This is a genomic window from Streptomyces sp. RLA012 (assembly GCF_056270325.1).
On the sequence record NZ_JBWDPA010000002.1, the window covers coordinates 10,811,626 to 10,829,096 of the forward strand.

The window sequence follows — 17,471 nt, forward strand, 5'->3', positions numbered from 1 at the left end:
AACCGTCCGGCCGGGGTTCTATCACGTGAGGATCGTACGAGACTCTGAACTCGCTCTGGTTCACGACAAGTTGACGACAAGCCATGGACAGCGCCCGAGGCGGGCGTTGAGGATGGGAGTCCCCATCCGTAGGAGTTGTTCATATGTATAGACGACGCCTGCTCGCCGGTGGAGCCGCCCTCGCGGCCGCCGCCTCGCTCCAGCCCGCGCTGACGGGAACCGCGCAAGCCACCTCCGCGACATCGGCCCCTCCGCTCGCGGGGCGGCTGCCGTCGAGCAGCGCGATCGTCGCCGTTCTGCGGCGCGTGGCCGACCAGTGGATCGCCGCACACACCGACCCCGGCGACAACGGCTGGGCCAACGCCACCTTCTTCAGCGGACTGCTCGCCCTCCAGCGCCTGACCGGCAGCCCCCGCTACCTCGCGTACGCCCGGAGCTGGGCGGAGAAGTACGCCTACGGTCTCAACGGCGGGGTGACCACGCGCCATGCCGACAACCACTGCGCCGGTCAGGCCTACCTCGATCTGTACGAGATCGAGCCCGAGGAACAGAAGCTCAGCGCGATCGAGACGTCCTTGCACCGCATGGTCTACACCGACCAGCCGGACAAGAACGACGACTGGTGGTGGGACGACGCCCTGCACATGGCCATGCCTCCCTTCGCCCGTCTCGGCGCCCTCCGCGGGGACCCGCAGTACTGGGAGAAGCTGTACGCCCTCTACCACCACACCAAGCGCATCGAGGGCGGCCCCGGTCTGTACGACGTGGCCACGGGTCTCTGGTACCGGGACAAGCGTTTCCTGCCCGGAGGGATCATCTCGCCCGCGGGCAGGCCCGTGGTGTGGTCGCGCGGCAACGGATGGGTCGCCGGCGGACACGCCAAGACACTCAAGGCGCTGCCGTCCGCCGAGCGGCACACGGCCGAATACCGCGACACCCTGATACGCCTGGTGACGGCGGTCGCCGGCGTGCAGCGCACGGACGGCTTCTGGAATGTGAACCTCGCCGATGCCACGCATCTGCCCGGCCCCGAGACCAGCGGCACGTCCTTCTTCCTGTACGGCACGTCCTACGCGATCCGCGCCGGACTGGTCGACCGGTCCGCCTGCCTCCCGGTGGCGGCCCGCGCCTGGAACGGCCTCGTCAGCACGGCCGTACACCCCGACGGCTTCCTCGGATACGTCCAGAACGTCGGCGACCGCCCCGAGTCCAGCCAGCCCGTCACCTACGACAGCACCGCGAACTTCGGCGTCGGCGCCTTCCTGCTCGGCGGCACCGAACTCGCCCGCCTGGCCGGCTCCTGACGACGACAGCCGGGTGCCCCCGTCGCCGGCCGGCGACGGGGGCACCCTTGGAGCTGATCGGTCAGGGCTGTGCGGTGAGAGTGAAGCTCTGTGCCGAGGAGCCGTCACAGGTGCGCTGGGTGAGCTGGACGCTGTTCGTCGATGCGCCGGCCGCGGTCAGGCACTTATCGCTGTGCCGGGCCGTGAAGTGGTAGCGGCCGGTGCTCTCCTTCACCGGCAGCCACTGCTGGTTCTGCCCGCCCGAGTAACTCCACAGCTGCAGCGGCGCGTTGTCGGCCGTCGAGACGCCGGTCACGTCGATGACCTGCTGGGGATTGACACGGATGGCAGCCTGCCGGTAACCGCTGTCGGTCGAGCGGAACTGGAACTGCTGTGCCTGAGTGCCGTTGCAGGCGTACTGCTGGATCGCGGTCCCGTTCGCCGTGGCGGCCGAACGGGCGTCCACACAGGTGCCGTTACCGGAATTCGTCAGCGAGTACCAGGCGGTCTCGGAGGGGGAGTCGGCCGGGGGCGTGCCGGTGTCGGCCCCTCCCAGCCACTTCAGACCGTCCAGCAGGAACTGATTCTGTGTCGCGCTCGCGAACGTCGACGACAGACGCGTGTTGGTCGTGTAGTTCATCGCGTTGTGGCCGAAGTTCGCGTACAGCATCTTGTACTGCGTGTTGGTCCACAGGATCGGGTAATAGCCGCTGTACCAGGACTGGTTGGGATCAGTTCCCACCGGGAAGCTGCTGGGGTCGATCGAGGCCAGGATCTTGATGTTCGGGTTCTGCCGCAGATCGTTGGACCAGCTGTACCACTCGCTGACCGACGAGGTGAACGTGGCCGGCAGGTTCTTGGTGGCCGCGTGCGTCCGGTCCTCGACCTTCAGGGTCACCGATGTCGGACCCCAGGTGTTCGACTGGAAGTTCCCGGAGCCGAGGAACTGGTTGTGGTACCAGGACCAGCTCGCGGCATCGGTCGTGAAGGCGGAGACATGGAAGCCCATCCAGGCGCCGCCGCCCCGCATGTACGCCTCGAAACCCGTGCGTTGGGCGGCCGTTTGCGGCAAGTCGTCGAGGAACAGCACGACTTGGTAGGCGTTGACCCCGCCGTTGGCGAGCAGGTCCCAGTTGGTGCTGGCCGTGTAGGTGAAGCCGTTCGCCGCGGCCTGCTGCGGGAACCAGACGTTGGCCTCCTTGTCGAAGTCGATGTGCGCCGCGTCGTAGGTGCCGCTGTAGAGCGCCAGCACCTTGAACGGCGTTGCCGCCGTGCTCGCCTGCGCGGCGGGCGGTGCCGCCAGGCCGAGCAGCGCTGCCAGGAGCAGGAGGATCCGTAGGGCCGCGCGGACGGAACCGGATCTGATGGTGTGCATCTGCTGATCGATCCTTTCTGTGCGGTCTACGGGTAGTTGGTGAGGTAGGCGACGTTGGTACTGGAGTTGGACGGTCCTCCCGTGCTGTTGATGATGTGGCTGATGGTGCCGACACCGCCCAGCGAGACGGTCACCATGTCGTGGAACTTGACCCCGGACACGCTCGGCACCTCGAAGGCGCGATCGGCGACCACGCTCGAGTTGGCGCTGAAGTAGCAGTAGCTGCCAAGTCCCCATGCCTCGTGGCTGGTTACGGAGGCGGCGACCTTGTAGGCGGGATAGCCCTTTCCGGTGCCGTTCATCCAGGAGGCCTGGTTCGGCGGGTCGTAGGGCATCTCGTTCTGGAAGAAGTACGTTCTGCCGCCGTTGCCGTTCCAGATGACCTGGGTCTTCTGGAAGTGCTCGACGAACAGGCCGTACGCCGTCACGTTGGCGCCGTTGACGATCAGCCCGGTGTCCGCCGTGTTGGTGGTCCAGCCGACCGTGCCGGAGTTGCCGTGGTCGGCCCGCCATATCCAGGTGTGGTCGATGATCGTGTTGGCGCTGTTGATCACCAGCGAGTTGGTCGCCTTGCCGACGGTGGCGCCGCCGATCCGGACGAAGAAGTCGGACAGCTGCGTCGGGTCGGTGGCGTGGGTCGCAGACGAACCGGCCGGGCCGATCTGCACCAGCGTCGCGGAGTTGGTGGTGCCCGCGTCGATCAGCAGGCCCGCCAGCTCGATGCCGTCCACGTCGGCGGTGCTGATCGCGGTGATCCCGCCGTCCGGGACGAAGGTGGCCAGGCCCATGCCCAGCACCACCGTGTCGGGGCGCGTGATGTTGAGCGTCTGGTTGAGGTGGTAGACGCCCGGGGTGACCAACAGATTCTTGCCCGCCGCGAGCGCCGAGTTCATGTCGGCCGCGGTGGCGCCGGGCTTGACGATGTAGAACTGGTCGATCGGCAGGGACTTGCCCGCCGGGGTCTTCCCGCTCCACGTGGTGCCGACGGCGTTGGACTGCAGCCCGGGCACGAACACCTGGTAGGCGCCCGCACTGTCGACGTACAGGAAGGGCTTCTCGCGGATGGTCGGCGAGCTGGCGACGGTGGTGTACGTCGGGAAGGACTGGGCGGGTGCGCCCTGGTCGCCGACGAAGACCATGTTCCAGTTGGAGCCGGACCAACTGCCCATCTGCGAGTTACGGGTGAGGAACTGCTGCTGGGAGCCGGACTGGATCTGCCCGTCGACCTTGGTGTCGGAGATGAAACCGCCGCTGGACCAGCCGCCGTCGTCCAGCGCGAGGTTGCCGCGCACGTGCATGCGCCGGTACGGAGCGGCCTGCGAGACGGCCCAACGGTCGGTGCCACCGGTCGGGTTGACCGACAGGTTCTCGGCGTCGCGCCAGAAGTTCTGGGTGGCGTTGCCCTGGAACCAGTCGGCCTCCGCGTGCACGGAACCGTTGATGGTCACGTCGTCCGGCGAGAAGCCCAGGCCGGCGACCTGCGTGTAGAAGCCGACGTTGGCGTTGGCGCTGTAGGTACCGGGCTTGAACAGCAGGGCCTGGCGAGCCGAGCCGAACTGGTTGGTCTGCTGCTGGGAGAAGACCGAGTCCAGCTTGGACTGGATGCTGGACGCGGACATCGACGGGTCGAACACCGTCACGTTGGGGCCGAAGTCCGGGGTGCCGGGCGGGTTCGTCGTGCCGCCGCCCAGGGTGAAGGACTGCGCGGCGGTGCCGTTGCAGGTGTACTGCGCCAGTTGCACGCTGTCCGCGGTGGAGGCGCTGGGGACGTCCAGGCACTTCCCGCTGTTGCGGTTGACGAAGTGGTAGGCGCCGTCGGCTTCGGCGAACGGCAGCCACTGCTGGTTGTTGCCGCTGGAGTACGTCCACAGCTGGATGAGCGCGGAGTCGGCGGTGGAGACGCCGGTGACGTCCCATGCCTTTGTGGCGTCCAGGTTGCTGTTCACGCGGTAGTAGCCGTCGCTGGTGGCCACCAGCTGCCAGTTCTGGGCGGTGCTTCCGTTGCACGCGTACTGCTGGACGGCGGTGCCGTCGGCACTCGCGGCCGAACGGGCGTCGACGCACTTGCCGCTGCCCTTGTTGACCACGGTGGTGTAGCCGGTCGGTATCGCGGCGGCCGCCGCGCTCTGCGCACTCGCCGAGCCCTGCGCGGCGAACTCGATGCCGGTCACGGTGGTCGCCACGAGCGCGACCGCCGTGAGCGCTCTCGGTATCCGATGGCGGCCGGACAGTTTCCGTCTGAACACGGATGTCTCCTGTTGCGGTGGGGGGTGGGGGTGAAAGGGCGGAGCGCGTCCGTCAGCCGGTGTACTTGGCGAGGACGCGCGTGTAGTCCCAGTCCTGCTGGCTCACTCCGGAGCAGCTGTCGGCGACACCGCTCGTGCACGGCCGGTCGCGGTTGACCGACCAGAACGTCAGCCGCGCCAGGTGGTGCTGCTGCGCGTAGCCGAGGATGGTCTGGAAGTCGGCGACGGTGACCGTCTCGTTCTGGTCGGTGATCCCGTTCATGGAGGAGATGCCCATGTCCCGGTACGCCTGGTCGTCGCTGTAGCCGTACGCGTTCTTGAGCGCCGTCTTCAGGCCCTCCGCCGCCCGCTGGGTGAGCGTCCCCATGTTCTGGCCGGCCCCGCCGAAGTCGAACGGCATGATCGTCCAGCTGTCCACGGTCAGCCCGGACGCCGCGGCCCGGTTGATCAGGCTCGTGTCGGGGCCGCTCTGCCCGGTGCCTATGGTGACGTACACCTTGATGCCCGGGTTGTTGGCCTTGACCGTCTTGAGCGCGTCCACGGTGCGCTGCTGCACGGTCGGGTTGCTGTAGGCGTCGGCCTCGATGTCGATGTCGATCGCCTTGAGCCCGTAGGCGTTGATCACCTTCTGGTACGCGGCCGCCAGTTCACCGGCGCTTGAGCAGGAGCTCTCCAGCTTGTTGCCGCTGTACCCGCCGAACGACGGGATGATGTCACCGCCGTTCGCCCGCACGGTGTTGACCGTCTGCTGGTCGACGCCGCCGGTCAGTGCGCGGCTGCCGTCCCACTGAGGATTGCAGTAGCCGTTGCTGAGCACGAAGGCCAGCGTGAACCACTTCACGCCGGTGGCGTTCATGACGGTGGTGGGGCTCGGCGGGCTGCCCCAGCCGTTGTAGATGTACGGGGCGACGGCCATCGGCGCGGAGGGGGTCGTGCCGCCGTCGGCGGCGGGCGCGGTCCACTTCTGGTTGGCCGTGCCGCTGCAGGTCCAGATCTGTATCCGGGTGCCGTTGGCCGAGGTGTTGCCCGTGACGTCGGCGCACTTGTTGGCCTGCGGATTGACGAGGTCGCGGGCCGAGGAGACGGTCCACTTCTGATTTGCGCCGCCCGCACAGTCCCACAGCTGGAGCTTGGCCCCGTCGGCGGTCGAATTGCCGGTGACGTCAAGACACTTGCCGAGGGCTCGTATCGTTCCGTCGGAGCCGACCGTCCACTGCTGGGCGGCGGTGCCGTTGCAGTCGTAGAGCTGTACGGCCGTGCCGTTCGCGGAGCTGGCACCGGCGATGTCGAGGCACTTGCCGCCGAGTCCGGTGATCGTGCCGGTGGCGGCCGTGGCGGGCGACATGCTGAGGGCAGTGGCCGAGAGAGCGAGCACCGCGGTGGTGAGCGTGCCGCGCAGTGCGGTGGAGCGCGCGAGGGAATGTCTGGCCATCAGAGGGATCACAACCCTTCACAGGTGGCTGGTGGGGGGCACACGGAATCACGCGTGTTCATGTCTGTGAACTTTGGGTGAGTTCATGGAGCGCTGGTGATCGGTGAACCTAAAGGTCTGAACCAGACACGTCAAGATGTGAAGTGAGAGAGGCCTTGAATAGGAGTACTTGCGCAAGGAATTGAACGATTCACAGCCGCCCGTGATACCTCATGGCCTCACCGAGCTCACCTTGCGCTCCCGTTCGATACCTTCCCGCTCGTGTCTGCTCAACCATTCGCCGACGACTCTCAGTGGTGCTGCCCATGAACAACCGCACGCTCCGATTCCCAAGCCGCGAAACCGTGATCGGCACGGAACGCCTGCTCTTCTTCGGTGACGCGGTGTTCGCGATCGCCATCACGCTGCTGGCCCTTGACGTCACCGTTCCCGAGGGGCTCGCCGGCTCCGAGGTCGGTGCGGCGCTGCGGGACGCCGTGCCCAAGATGGGCGCGTACCTGCTGAGCTTTGCCGTGATCGGCTCGCTCTGGCTGGCCCAGCACGCGGTGTTCCGCCTGGTCGCGACGCTGGACCGCTGGTTGCTCAACCTCTATCTCGCACTGCTCGCCGTGGTCGCCGTGCTTCCGTTCCCCACGCGGCTCATCAGCGAGTACGGCGAAACCACCGTGGCGACCGTGTTCTACGCCGCGACGATCGCCCTGGCCATCGCGCTGCTCGCCGCGATGTCCGCCCGCATGCTGGCGCGGCCGTCCCTCGTTGCGACGGACGCGGAGCCGGGGCGTGTCGAGGATGCCCTCAGGCGCGGCCTGTTGCTGCTGGGCGTCTTCGCCACCTCGATTCCGGTGGCCTTCGCCTCGCCCGGGGCCGCCAAGTACTGGTGGCTCCTGGCGGTTCCCGCGCGCCTGCTGCTCCGGAGTCCGAAGAGGCCCGACCAGCAGGCGCCAGGAGTCACGGGAACAACCGTCTGAGGAACGCGTTGACGAAGACCCGGTGCGGATCGAGTCGGTCCAGCACCTCCGTGGTCTGCTCCCAGCCCGGGCCTTCGCCGTCGTCGAAGGAGGCCGGCACGGCGGTGCCGAGCACCTCCTGATCGGACCACGCGGCCTCGTCCGTGTAGGCCCAGCCCTTGGACCATTCGACGCGGGCGAGGGCGTACCCGCCGTCGTAGGTCGTGAGCAGGAATCGCTCCAACTCCCGGTAGAACGCCGGCGCGTCGGGCGTGCCCGGCAGGGTCAGGACGTCCAGCCAGACCGCGGTGTCCCACTCGGGGTGATCGGCACGGGGCCGCAGCGCGGACAGCGAAGGAGCGCGGGCGCCCGGTGATTCGGCGTCGGAGGGCTCGTCGAGGCCGGTGACCCGGATTTCGACCTGGCCGTTCACGGGGAAGCGGCCGGCGGCGGCGTAGGCGGTCAGCCGCTCCCGGAAGAGGGACGTGAACTCGGCGACGACACGCTGCACTTCGGCCCGGGAGGTGAGCACGGCGTAGCCGTTGGCCGTCACGCGCAGGGTGGTCGGCCTGATGTAGAGCAGTGTGTTCTTCGAGGGCCCCCAGAGGTCGGCGGACAGCGTGGCCGTCAGACCCAGAACGGCCGCGTCGAGTTGCGCGTTGCCCAGGACCGGCGCCAGATACCAGGCCGCACCGGACAGGATGCGCCCGGCCAGATCCGCCACGGGGGTCGGTACGTTGTCGGAGAAGGGGTTGGGAACTGTTCGCCGAGGAATGCGCACAAGGCCGCTTTAACTCGATCGTGTGATGGTTGGCTCGCGGGCTTGCTGAGCCCTGGGCCGGTTGGGCCAGCGTGATCAGCGCGATCTGGGACACCGGGTACGGCGTCGGCGTGCGGGGCCCCTGCTCCACCGGAGTGATGGTTCAGGGCCTCCCCGTCGCCTCCGGCCGTACTCGCATGGCCGGGTCGCATAGGGAACTGGCCTCCCGGGCCCGGACCACGCACAGGATGCGTGTCGCCGCCCCGGGGTCGAGTACGCCGGGGACCAGGGGGTACCTCCCACGCCCTTAAGGCAGTGGGGGAGCGCCCAAGACCGTTCGGGGCGTGCGGCTGATCGGGCTCACTTCCGCTCAGTCCACAGGAACGGTAGTTGTACGGCGAGGTCACGCGGCGTGCGGTGAGCGGGCAGACGGTTCTCGCGTCGCGGTGAGCCCGAGGCCGTGTCCCTCCAGGTGGCCGAGCAGTGCTTCGAGGGTGACTCCGGCACCGGCTCGTACGGCGGCGGGAGCGGTGGACTCCAGGGAGAGCCCCGTGAGGTGGGGTGCGGTGTCGACCAGCAGTACCGGGGCGCCGGGCTCGGTTCCCGTCGGGATCGTCAGCGGCGACCAGCCGTGCGAGGAGCCCCGGGCACGCACCGTTCAGCCCTGCTTCCAGGCCCAGTTGACCACGGCGACCACCTGGTCCGGGTCGGCCGGAGCGCAGGCCCACAGGCCCGTGGCGGTGATCTCGCCGACCCAGTTGCGGTATGCCGAGCGGTGGACGACGACGCCCTCCGGGAACCCGGGAAGCTCCTCCGCCGCGGCGGCGCGGTCCCGCAGCGTGAGTGCGGGCAGCGCGGCGAGCGAGGCGGCGCCCATCAGGAAGCCCCGGCGGGACCAGGGGGCGGGCCCTTCACCCGGCGCGGCACGCCCTTCACTTACTGAATGGTCGGTCACTTGGTTCAAGGTAGGCGACGGTCGACACGGATCAGCCCGCCGCCAAACGGTCTCACCCATGTGGGTGAATGACGCTCCATCGCGCGCCAATGCGCTCGCATGGGGGCGCAACAGCGCGCGGGGCGGGGTGGCCGTCCTGCGCGAGCGCCGGGAGATGTCAGACTGACGGCATGGACGAGCGTGAATTCGGCAGGTCAGGTCAGAAGGCATCGGTCATCGGTCTCGGCACGTGGCAGCTCGGCGCCGACTGGGGCGATGTGAGTGAAGCGGACGCCAAGGCGGTGCTGGAGACGGCCGCGGAGTCCGGGGTGACGTTCTTCGACACCGCGGACGTGTACGGCGACGGGCGCAGCGAGCAGACCATCGCATCCTTCCTCAGCGGCCGGCCCGACCTGCACGTCATGGTGGCGACCAAGATGGGGCGCCGGGTGGAGCAGATCCCGCAGAACTACGTCCTCGACAACTTCCGGGCGTGGAACGACCGCTCCCGGCGCAACCTCGGCGTCGACCGCATCGACCTGGTGCAGCTGCACTGCCCGCCGACCCCCGTCTACGCGTCGGACGAGGTGTTCGACGCGCTGGACACGCTGGTCGAGGAGGAGCGGATCGCCGCGTACGGAGTGAGTGTCGAGACGTGTGACGAGGCGCTGACGGCGATCGCCCGGCCGAACGTGGCGAGCGTGCAGATCATCCTGAACCCGTTCCGCATGAAGCCCCTGCGGCAGGTCCTCCCGGCGGCCCGGGAAGCAGGTGTCGCCATCATCGCCCGTGTCCCGCTGGCCTCCGGTCTGCTCTCCGGCAAGTACACCAAGGACACGGTGTTCGCGGCGGACGACCACCGGACGTACAACCGTCACGGTGAGTCCTTCGACCAGGGCGAGACCTTCTCCGGGGTCGACTTCGTGACCGGTGTGGAGGCGGCCGCGGAGTTCGCCGCCCTCGCTCCGGAGGGCTGCACCCCGGCCCAGCTGGCGCTGCGCTGGATCGTCCAGCAGCCCGGCGTCACCACGGTGATCCCGGGCGCCCGTTCGCCCGAGCAGGCCCACGCCAACGCGGTCGCCGCGAGGCTCCCGGAACTGTCGCGGCAGACGCTGGACGCGATCGACGACCTCTACGACCGGCGGATCAAGGAGCAGGTGGAGGGCCGCTGGTAGGTCGCCGCCGCGCCGACGCGCCCCACCAGCGGTGACCGCCGTCCGCATGCCGCGGGCGGCGGTCGCCGGGTGTGGGCGCTCGTTGTTGGCTGAACTTCCGGGCGGCTGTCGGCCGGAGCCGACGGCGCGCCGGGGTGTCACGAAGTCGGTCGCCACGGACCGCTTGTCGCGAGCCGGGCGCCGCGAGTGGACCGTCAGGAGCCGGTGGCCGACCGGGCCGACCCCGCGCCGATCAGCTGCTTCTGCCTCTACCTCTACTTCCTCTACCTCTACTTCGCGGGTCGAGCGGTCGGGCCCCGGGAGGTGATGCGCAGTCGGTGTGCGGGCGCGGCCCCTCGCTGCCCCTCCCCCTACCGACTGGCGCCCACAGGTACGCCCCGCAGGTCGACTCGAACCTCCGCCTCGGCGAGCGCAGTCAGCTGTCGGTCGTGGACCCGGCTGAGCAGCAGGACGGACACCGTCGCTCCGATCAGGGCGCAGAACATGTCCCACTGGGTGTCCCACACATCGCCCTGGGTGGCCAGGAAGGCGTCCGCCGAGTGGCCGCCGATCACCGCGGCCGCCCACTCGAACATCTCGAACACCGCGCTGAAGGCGAGGCACGCGCAGACGGTGAGCGGCGCGAGCCAGCGGCTGCCGCGCAGCGGTGAGGTCCGGCTCAGCAACTCCCGTACCAGGACGGCGGGCACGAACCCCTGCATGAGGTGTCCGAACCGGTCGTACGGATTGCGGTCGAGGCCGAACCAGTCCCGCACCCAGTCGCCCAACGGCACCTGTGCATACGTGTAGTGGCCGCCCACGGCGAGCACCAGCGCGTGCATCGAGGCCGCCGTCTTCGACCTCGACGCCTCACCGACCGTCCGTACGCAGGGCGGCATGCTGGACCTGCACGAGGACTCCGGCCAGGCCGCGTTGCGGGCCGCCGGTCTCCACGAGGAGTTCCGGGCGATCATCCACCCCGGCGGCGAGGCCATGCGCATCCTCGACAAGGAGGCCACCGTCCGGCTGGCGGACGGTGGCGAGAGTGGCGGGCGCCCCGAGGTGGACCGGGGAGCGCTGCGCGACATCCTGCTCGGCTCCCTGCCCGAGGGCACGGTCCGCTGGGGCGCCAAGGTCACCGGCGCGCGGACGCTCGACGACGGCCGTCACGAGGTGGCGCTCGCCACCGGGGAGACGTTCACCGCCGACCTGCTGATCGGCGCCGACGGCGCCTGGTCGAAGGTGCGCCCGCTCGTCACGGACGCGACCCCGGTCTACTGCGACCTCTCCTTCGTCGAGGTGCACCTCCTCGACGCCGACACCCGGCACCCGGAGAGCGCCGGCATCGTGGGCGCAGGCATGATGTTCGCGCTCGCCGAGGGCAAGGGCTTCCTCGCCCACCGCGCCCCCGACGGCTCGCTGCACATCTACGTCGCCCTGCGGGCGCCCGCCGACTGGGCCACGTCCGGCCCCATCGACTTCACCGACACCGAAGCGGCCAAGGCGAGCCTCCTGGAGCACTTCGACGGCTGGGACAGGCGGCTGAGGGCGCTGATCGCCGACGCGGACGGCGCGCTGGTCGCCCGCTCGGTCCACGCCCTGCCGGTCGGTCACCACTGGGACCGCGTCCCGGGCGTCACCCTGCTCGGGGACGCCGCGCACCTCATGTCCCCGTTCGCCGGTGAGGGCGCCAACCTCGCCATGCTCGACGGCGCCGAACTCGCGACGGCCATCGCCGCCCACCCCGACGACATCGAGAAGGCCCTGACCGTCTACGAGCAGGCGCTCTTCCCGCGCAGCGAGGCCGCGGCGGCCGGCTCCGCGGAGAACCTCATCCTCTGCTTCGCCCCGCACGCGCCCCAGCCGCTCGTCGACCGGATGGCCTTCTACCGCACCGCGGCCGGGACGGCGACGGCGGACGCGACCGACTAGAACCGGCCCCGCCCCGGGCCCCGGAGCCCGGACCGTCGCGGCCCCGGAGCGGCGGAGCCCGCCCACCCCACGGGCCCGCGGCCCCGCACCCTTCACCACTCCGTAACCAACAGTCCGCGTACGCCACTTCCGGCCCTCCCGACCGCCTTCTATCCTCGCGCTCGGACCGGCCTGCGAGGCAGCCAGTCGTCGGGCAGGGCCCGGTCCGTCCTCGCACCTCTTCGTCCGACGGAAGGTGACCTCGCGTATGCGCCCCCCATGGCTGCGCACAGCAAGACGGTTCGGCACTCGCGCCGCAAGCAGATCCGCCGCCGCCGTCGTGACCACGGCGGTCGTCCTGGCCCTCCCGGCCCCGGCCGCCCCGGCCGACGCGGCCGCTCTCCCGCCACAGCGGCCGGTCTCCGCCGTGGACCCGCTGATCGGCTCGGCCAACGGCGGCAACACCTACCCCGGCGCCACCCGCCCGTACGGAATGATCGCCTGGTCGCCGACGAGCACCACCGGCGACCAGACCAGTACGGGAGCCGCCAACGGCTACCAGTACGACACCACGCGCATCCGCGGTCTGAGCCTCACCCACGTCAACGGCGCCGGCTGCAATCCGGGCGCCGCCGGTGACGTACCGATCATGCCGTATGTCGGTGAGGTGACGTCCTCGCCCTCGGCGGACACCAAGGACGCGGTCTACGCCGCCGACTTCGCGCACGCCGACGAGAAGGCCGTCCCCGGCCGCTACACCCTCGGCCTCAAGACCGGCGCCACCGCCGACCTGGCCGTCAGCGAGCGCGCGGGCGTCGCCGACTTCACCTTCCCGAGCGACCGCCCCGCCAACCTGCTCTTCCGCGTCTCCAACTCCCTCAACGGCAGCGAGGACGCGCACGTCGACATCGACAGCGCGCACCGCAAGGTGACCGGCTGGGTGCTCACCGGCGCCTTCTGCGGCCGCCGCGCCAACGGCGGCACCAACAACCGCAAGAGCTACTACAAGCTGTACTTCAGCGCCTCCTTCGACCGGGCCTTCTCCTCCTTCGGCACCTGGAAGGACGGCACGCTCTCGGCGGGCGCCACCTCCGCCTCGGGAGGTGAGGGATACGCCACCGGGGCGGACCGCGCGGGCCGTGGTTCCGGCGGATACGTCGGCTTCGACACCAGCGCTGACAACGATGTCCACATGCGGATCGGTATCTCGTACGTCGGTCTCGACGGCGCCGAGGCCAACCTCCGCGGGGAGATCGCCCCGCACGCGAGTGTCGCGCAGGTGGCCGACGCCGGGGCGCGTGCCTGGGACCGCGAACTGAGCACCGTACGCGTCGGCGGCGGCACCCCCGCCCAGCGCACCACCTTCTACACCGCGCTCTACCACGCGCTCATGCAACCCGACCTGATCAGCGACGCCGACGGCCGGTACTACGGCATGGACGGCGCGGTGCACCGCCTCGCCCGCGGACAGCGCGCGCAGTACAGCAACTTCTCGGGCTGGGACCAGTACCGCGCCCAGATCCAGCTGCTCGCCCTGCTGAAGCCGAGGATCGCGGGCGACTTCGCCCAGTCCCTCTACAACTTCGCCCAGCAGAACAACGGGGTCTGGGACCGCTGGGTGCACATCAGCGGCGCCACCCACATCATGACGGGCGACCCCTCGGCGGCGACGCTGGCCACCTTCTACGCCATGGGGGTGCGCAACTTCGACTACGAGGGAGCCTTCGACTCGCTGGTGCGCCAGGCCACCGTGCCGAACGCCGACGGGCTCTCGGACGCGGGCTGCCCGGGCCAGTGCGTGGGCCAACGACCCAATCTCGCGCAGTACCTGAGTTCGCACTACGCGGCTCAGGACGTGTGCCACTGCTGGGGCGGCGCCGCCGAGACGCTGGAGGACGCCGTCGCCGACTCCGCGCTGGCGAAGTGGGCGCGACTGCTCGGCCGTGACGAGGAGGCCAGGGTCTTCACCGAGCGCGGCGCCTACTGGCGCAATGTCTTCAACCCCGCCGCCACCGCCGACGCCGGTTACATCCAGGCCCGCAAGCTCGACGGCTCCTGGGTGAGCCCGTTCAACCCGGGCAGCGACCTCGGCTTCGCCCAGGGCACCAGCGCCACGTACACCTGGATGGTGCCGCAGGACGTCCAGGGGCTGGCAGCCGCCATGGGCGGCCGGGAGACGGCGGCCGCACGCCTCGACGGGTTCTTCCACGCGGCCGACGGCTCCTGGTCGGTCCGTGGCGGCGACCCGTTGCGCTACGACCCCACCAACGAACCCGGCATCCACGCCCCTTGGCTGTACAACGCCCTCGGGCAGCCCTCGAAGACCCAGGCGACGGTGCGTCAGATCCTCAACACCGTGTACGGCACCGGCCCTTCGGGGCTGCCCGGCAACGACGACCTCGGCACCATGTCCGCCTGGTACGTCTTCTCCGCCCTGGGGCTCTATCCGCAGACCCCGGGCAGCGCCTCGATGCTGCTCGCCGCCCCGCTCTTCCCGACGGCGGTCGTGGACCGTCCTGGCGGCACCGACATCACCATCAGCGCGCCCGAGGCCGACGCCGCGCACCCGTACATCGACGCCGTACGGGTCGACGGGCGCTCCACGCAGCGTTCCTGGACGAGCGGCGCCCTGACGACGAAGGGCGGCACTCTCGCCTTCCGGCTCTCGGAGCAGCCCAACACCGCGTGGGCGACCGACCCGGCCGGTCTGCCCCGGTGAACCCGCCGGCCTCCCGGGAACGGCGCGCATGCCGTCCCCGGGAGGCCGACGGCACGGGTCACTGCCGTGGAGCCGCGCTCCGAAGTGCCGTGATGCACGAGCCGATCGCCTGCTGGAGCTCCTCCAGACGCTGCACCATGTCGTCCTCGTAGATGTCGTCGGCGTCGTCGAAGGTCAGCTCCTCGAAGACCTTGGTGGCCTTGTGCAGGCTGCTGTAGAACTTCGTCCGGCGCTCCTGGACACGCAGTTCGGGGTCGGCCTCGACGGTCTCGACGACCAGGTTCTTCATGGTGTCGTAGGCCTCGGTGGCCCACTCGCCGGTGTCCTCGCCCTCGTCCAGCTCGTCGAGGAGGGAGAGGTGGCGTTCGGCCTCGGAGCGGAGTTCGGCGGGAGCGTCGAGGGTCTGCCCGGCCGGGGTCCTGATCTGGCCCTTCTCGGCGATCTGGCGGACGTAGCCGATCCGGTCGGCGGCCCGGGTCTCGGTGGCGACCGCCTTCTTCAGTTCGTCCCTGCGGGCGATGTCGCGGGCCAACTCGGCCTGCAGCGCCGGGTCTTCCTTCACCCGGTCCAGGAGCGCGGTCCGGGCCGCCTGGGCCGTGGAGGGGTCGGCGAGGATCGCCGCCCGCAGCGCGGTGGGGTTCTCGGCGACCTCCAGGGCCTTGGTGGGACGGATGCCCTCGGCCTCGGCGGCCTCGGTGATGGCGCTGCCGCGCTCGGAGGAGGCGCTGGAGCGGGAGACGTAGTACGTCTGCCACACCTCGGCGTCCGGCAGTTCGACGTCCTCGCCGGGGACGAGGACTTCGAAGTGCGGGACGAGCCCGTCGTCGGCGGCTTTGTCCCACGCCGTGTAGTAGCGCCGCACCCGTTCGGGGGAGCATCCGGCCAACTCGGCGAACTCCTTCGCGGACACCTTCGGTGTCTCGTCGGCGGACTGTCCACCGGGTCGCACACTGCGCGCCACCTTCAGGGCGAAGGCCCAGCCGCCGCTTCGCGCGTAGGCACCGAAGTCGCGTGCGTCACACGAGACGGGGTCCAACACGCCCTGAATCGGGGCGGATTCGGCGGTCTGGTCGAGAACTGCGGTCACCGGGAACTCTCCTGGGTGGGACGGCGTCTAGATTACAGAGAATGAAGCCTTGGCCGAAGCTTTCGGCCTGGGTCAAGCAGACAACCAAGCACACACACGTGCAATACGGAAACAAGTAAGCCTGAATCGACGCGATGTGATGCCCTTCACCCCGATGTGGCGGAAAGTGATGAATTCCTTACGGTCGTGACACGTAGGGGAGGGGGCAGAACATTGTGAGATGGCGGGAGGAACCTTCGTGCGACCGTTCACCCTCAACTACGCCTTGCCCACAGGGCACTCGGCCGCAATACCCTCGTACCACTTCGATGTCTCCCTGCAACTGAACGTGCTGCCGGACGGCCGCCCGGCAGTCAGCGACCACGCCCTGCTCATGGCCACCGGTACGACCACCTCCACCGCCGGTTCCCAGACGCACTTCGACGACTGACGGCCGCTCACTCACATGACGGTTCTCATTCTCACGGCGGAGCAGGACGTCACCGCCGACATGGTCGTGGCCAGGCTGCATGAACAAGGCGTGCCCATGGTGCGCCTGGACCCTGCCGACCTGCCGGGCAAGGCGGTGCTGTCCGCGGACTACGCGCACGGCGACTTCGACGGCTACCTCTCGGTCAACGGGCACGTCCTCAGCATGGGCGGTCTGCGTTCCGTGTGGGTACGCCGGCCGGGCGAGCCCGCGGCGCACGCGGCGGAGCCCTCGCCGTGGCTCACCGCGGAGACCCGGCAGGCGCTGTTCGGCATGCTCTATTCCGCCTCCACCCGCTGGATGAACCACCCGCGCCGGGCCGAACAGGCCCGGCACAAGCCCTGGCAGCTGAGGGTGGCCCACAGCAGCGGGTTCGCGGTGCCGGCGACCGTGATCACGACGGCTCCGCAAGTAGCACAGCAGTTCGTGGAGGAATACCGGCAGGTGGTGGTGAAGTCCGCCTCCGGGCCGCCGCCCGGCGAACCACCGGTGGCCCTGCCGACCACGCTGATCGGCCCCGACGCGGATTTCTCCGGCGTCGCGGCCGGTCCCGCGCTGCTCCAGCAGTACATCCCCAAGCGGGCCGACATCCGGCTCACCTGCATCGGCAACCAGGTGTTCGCGGCCCGGAAGGCCGCTGTGCCCGGTCAGGTCGACGGGCGCTTCGGTGAAACCGGACACCGTTGGGAGCCGGTCCTCGTCCCGGGCCGTATCGCCCGCTCGGTGCAGGAGTACACGGCCTTCACCGGACTCGCCTACGCCGCCTTCGACTTCGCCGAGGACGAGGAGGACGTCTGGTGGTTCCTGGAGGGCAACCAGGGCGGGCAGTTCGGCTTCATCGAACTGGAGACGGGCCAGCCCATCTCGGAGGCGGTCGCCCTGTGGCTGGCCCAGCGAAGACCTACGGAGGGCCGATGACGCACACAGCCCATCACTCCGGGAACGGCGGTCCGATGCCGTACCCCGACCGGGGCGGACCGACCTCACCTCCCGGTACGGGCGGCCCGATGGCCTCACCCGGGACCGGCGGACGCATACCGTACCCCGGGACCGGTGGGCCGGGGCCGCCCCTCGGCCGCGGCCGTCGGCCGGACCCGTTTGGCCCGAATGGCACTGTTGCTCAGGGGGTTTGAGCTGCGCGAGCGTTCTCTGCC

10 protein-coding genes and 3 pseudogenes are annotated in these 17,471 nt (G+C 69.6%); 7 read left to right on the plus strand and 6 right to left on the minus strand.

The window, feature by feature from the left end; genetic code table 11:
- Positions 1–143 precede the first annotated feature (143 nt).
- The gene (locus tag RV986_RS49320) at positions 144–1,304 is read left to right on the plus strand and encodes a glycoside hydrolase family 88 protein (RefSeq protein ID WP_475923632.1); all 1,161 of its coding nucleotides are present in this window, start codon (positions 144–146) and stop codon (positions 1,302–1,304) included.
- 61 nt (positions 1,305–1,365) lie between these two features.
- On the opposite strand, the gene RV986_RS49325 is transcribed toward RV986_RS49320, so the two are convergent.
- The 3 genes from RV986_RS49325 to RV986_RS49335 are packed head-to-tail and all read right to left on the minus strand — an operon-like array spanning position 1,366 to position 6,336.
- Positions 1,366–2,658 carry a ThuA domain-containing protein gene (locus RV986_RS49325; RefSeq protein WP_475923633.1) on the minus strand — a complete coding sequence of 431 codons (1,293 nt, stop codon included), beginning with the start codon at positions 2,656–2,658 and terminating at the stop codon, positions 1,366–1,368.
- Positions 2,659–2,684: 26 nt separating this feature from the next.
- Complete coding sequence (locus tag RV986_RS49330) at positions 2,685–4,904, minus strand: RICIN domain-containing protein (RefSeq protein ID WP_475923634.1); 2,220 nt, start codon at positions 4,902–4,904, stop codon at positions 2,685–2,687.
- Positions 4,905–4,956: 52 nt separating this feature from the next.
- Positions 4,957–6,336, minus strand: coding sequence for a ricin-type beta-trefoil lectin domain protein (locus RV986_RS49335; RefSeq protein ID WP_475923635.1), 1,380 nt, complete (start codon positions 6,334–6,336; stop codon positions 4,957–4,959).
- 305 nt (positions 6,337–6,641) lie between these two features.
- Here RV986_RS49335 and RV986_RS49340 point away from each other — a divergent pair, with 305 nt between their 5' ends.
- Positions 6,642–7,304 (plus strand): TMEM175 family protein, encoded by a 663-nt coding sequence (locus RV986_RS49340; RefSeq protein ID WP_475923636.1) that lies wholly within the window; start codon positions 6,642–6,644, stop codon positions 7,302–7,304.
- Here the strand turns inward: RV986_RS49340 and RV986_RS49345 are convergent.
- A pseudogene (locus RV986_RS49345) lies at positions 7,285–8,920 on the minus strand (cholesterol oxidase substrate-binding domain-containing protein). The gene RV986_RS49340 and the pseudogene RV986_RS49345 sit on opposite strands and share 20 nt — an antisense overlap.
- Before the next feature lie 248 nt (positions 8,921–9,168).
- On the opposite strand from RV986_RS49345, the gene RV986_RS49350 reads away from it, so the two are divergent.
- Positions 9,169–10,152, plus strand: a complete 984-nt coding sequence (locus RV986_RS49350) for an aldo/keto reductase (RefSeq protein WP_475923637.1) — start codon at positions 9,169–9,171, stop codon at positions 10,150–10,152.
- 350 nt (positions 10,153–10,502) lie between these two features.
- On the opposite strand, the pseudogene RV986_RS49355 reads toward RV986_RS49350, so the two are convergent.
- Positions 10,503–10,976 (minus strand): annotated as a pseudogene (locus RV986_RS49355) (DUF2238 domain-containing protein); the annotation flags it as partial.
- On the opposite strand from RV986_RS49355, the pseudogene RV986_RS49360 reads away from it, so the two are divergent.
- Together RV986_RS49360 and RV986_RS49365 are read left to right on the plus strand one after the other, a co-directional pair.
- Positions 10,972–12,063 (plus strand): annotated as a pseudogene (locus tag RV986_RS49360) (FAD-dependent oxidoreductase); the annotation flags it as partial. The pseudogenes RV986_RS49355 and RV986_RS49360 overlap by 5 nt on opposite strands.
- Before the next feature lie 247 nt (positions 12,064–12,310).
- A complete protein-coding gene (locus RV986_RS49365) occupies positions 12,311–14,761 on the plus strand; it encodes a GH92 family glycosyl hydrolase (protein WP_475923638.1) in 2,451 nt (816 codons plus the stop codon).
- A 58-nt stretch (positions 14,762–14,819) separates the two neighbouring features.
- On the opposite strand, the gene RV986_RS49370 is transcribed toward RV986_RS49365, so the two are convergent.
- Positions 14,820–15,848, minus strand: coding sequence for a hypothetical protein (locus RV986_RS49370; RefSeq protein WP_475923639.1), 1,029 nt, complete (start codon positions 15,846–15,848; stop codon positions 14,820–14,822).
- A gap of 238 nt (positions 15,849–16,086) precedes the next feature.
- On the opposite strand from RV986_RS49370, the gene tgmA reads away from it, so the two are divergent.
- Both tgmA and tgmB read left to right on the plus strand, forming a co-directional pair.
- Complete coding sequence (tgmA, locus tag RV986_RS49375; RefSeq protein ID WP_475923640.1) at positions 16,087–16,278, plus strand: putative ATP-grasp-modified RiPP; 192 nt, start codon at positions 16,087–16,089, stop codon at positions 16,276–16,278.
- 15 nt (positions 16,279–16,293) lie between these two features.
- Positions 16,294–17,235 (plus strand): ATP-grasp ribosomal peptide maturase, encoded by a 942-nt coding sequence (tgmB, locus tag RV986_RS49380; protein ID WP_475923641.1) that lies wholly within the window; start codon positions 16,294–16,296, stop codon positions 17,233–17,235.
- Positions 17,236–17,471 lie beyond the last annotated feature (236 nt).

Excerpts from the sequence above, each read along its gene's own strand:
- RV986_RS49320 (WP_475923632.1), top strand. The coding sequence starts at position 144 with ATGTATAGACGACGCCTGCTCGCCGGTGGAGCCGCCCTCGCGGCCGCC.
- RV986_RS49325 (WP_475923633.1), bottom strand. The coding sequence starts at position 2,658 with ATGCACACCATCAGATCCGGTTCCGTCCGCGCGGCCCTACGGATCCTC.
- RV986_RS49335 (WP_475923635.1), bottom strand. The coding sequence starts at position 6,336 with ATGGCCAGACATTCCCTCGCGCGCTCCACCGCACTGCGCGGCACGCTC.
- RV986_RS49340 (WP_475923636.1), top strand. The coding sequence starts at position 6,642 with ATGAACAACCGCACGCTCCGATTCCCAAGCCGCGAAACCGTGATCGGC.
- RV986_RS49350 (WP_475923637.1), top strand. The coding sequence starts at position 9,169 with ATGGACGAGCGTGAATTCGGCAGGTCAGGTCAGAAGGCATCGGTCATC.
- RV986_RS49365 (WP_475923638.1), top strand. The coding sequence starts at position 12,311 with ATGCGCCCCCCATGGCTGCGCACAGCAAGACGGTTCGGCACTCGCGCC.
- tgmB (WP_475923641.1), top strand. The coding sequence starts at position 16,294 with ATGACGGTTCTCATTCTCACGGCGGAGCAGGACGTCACCGCCGACATG.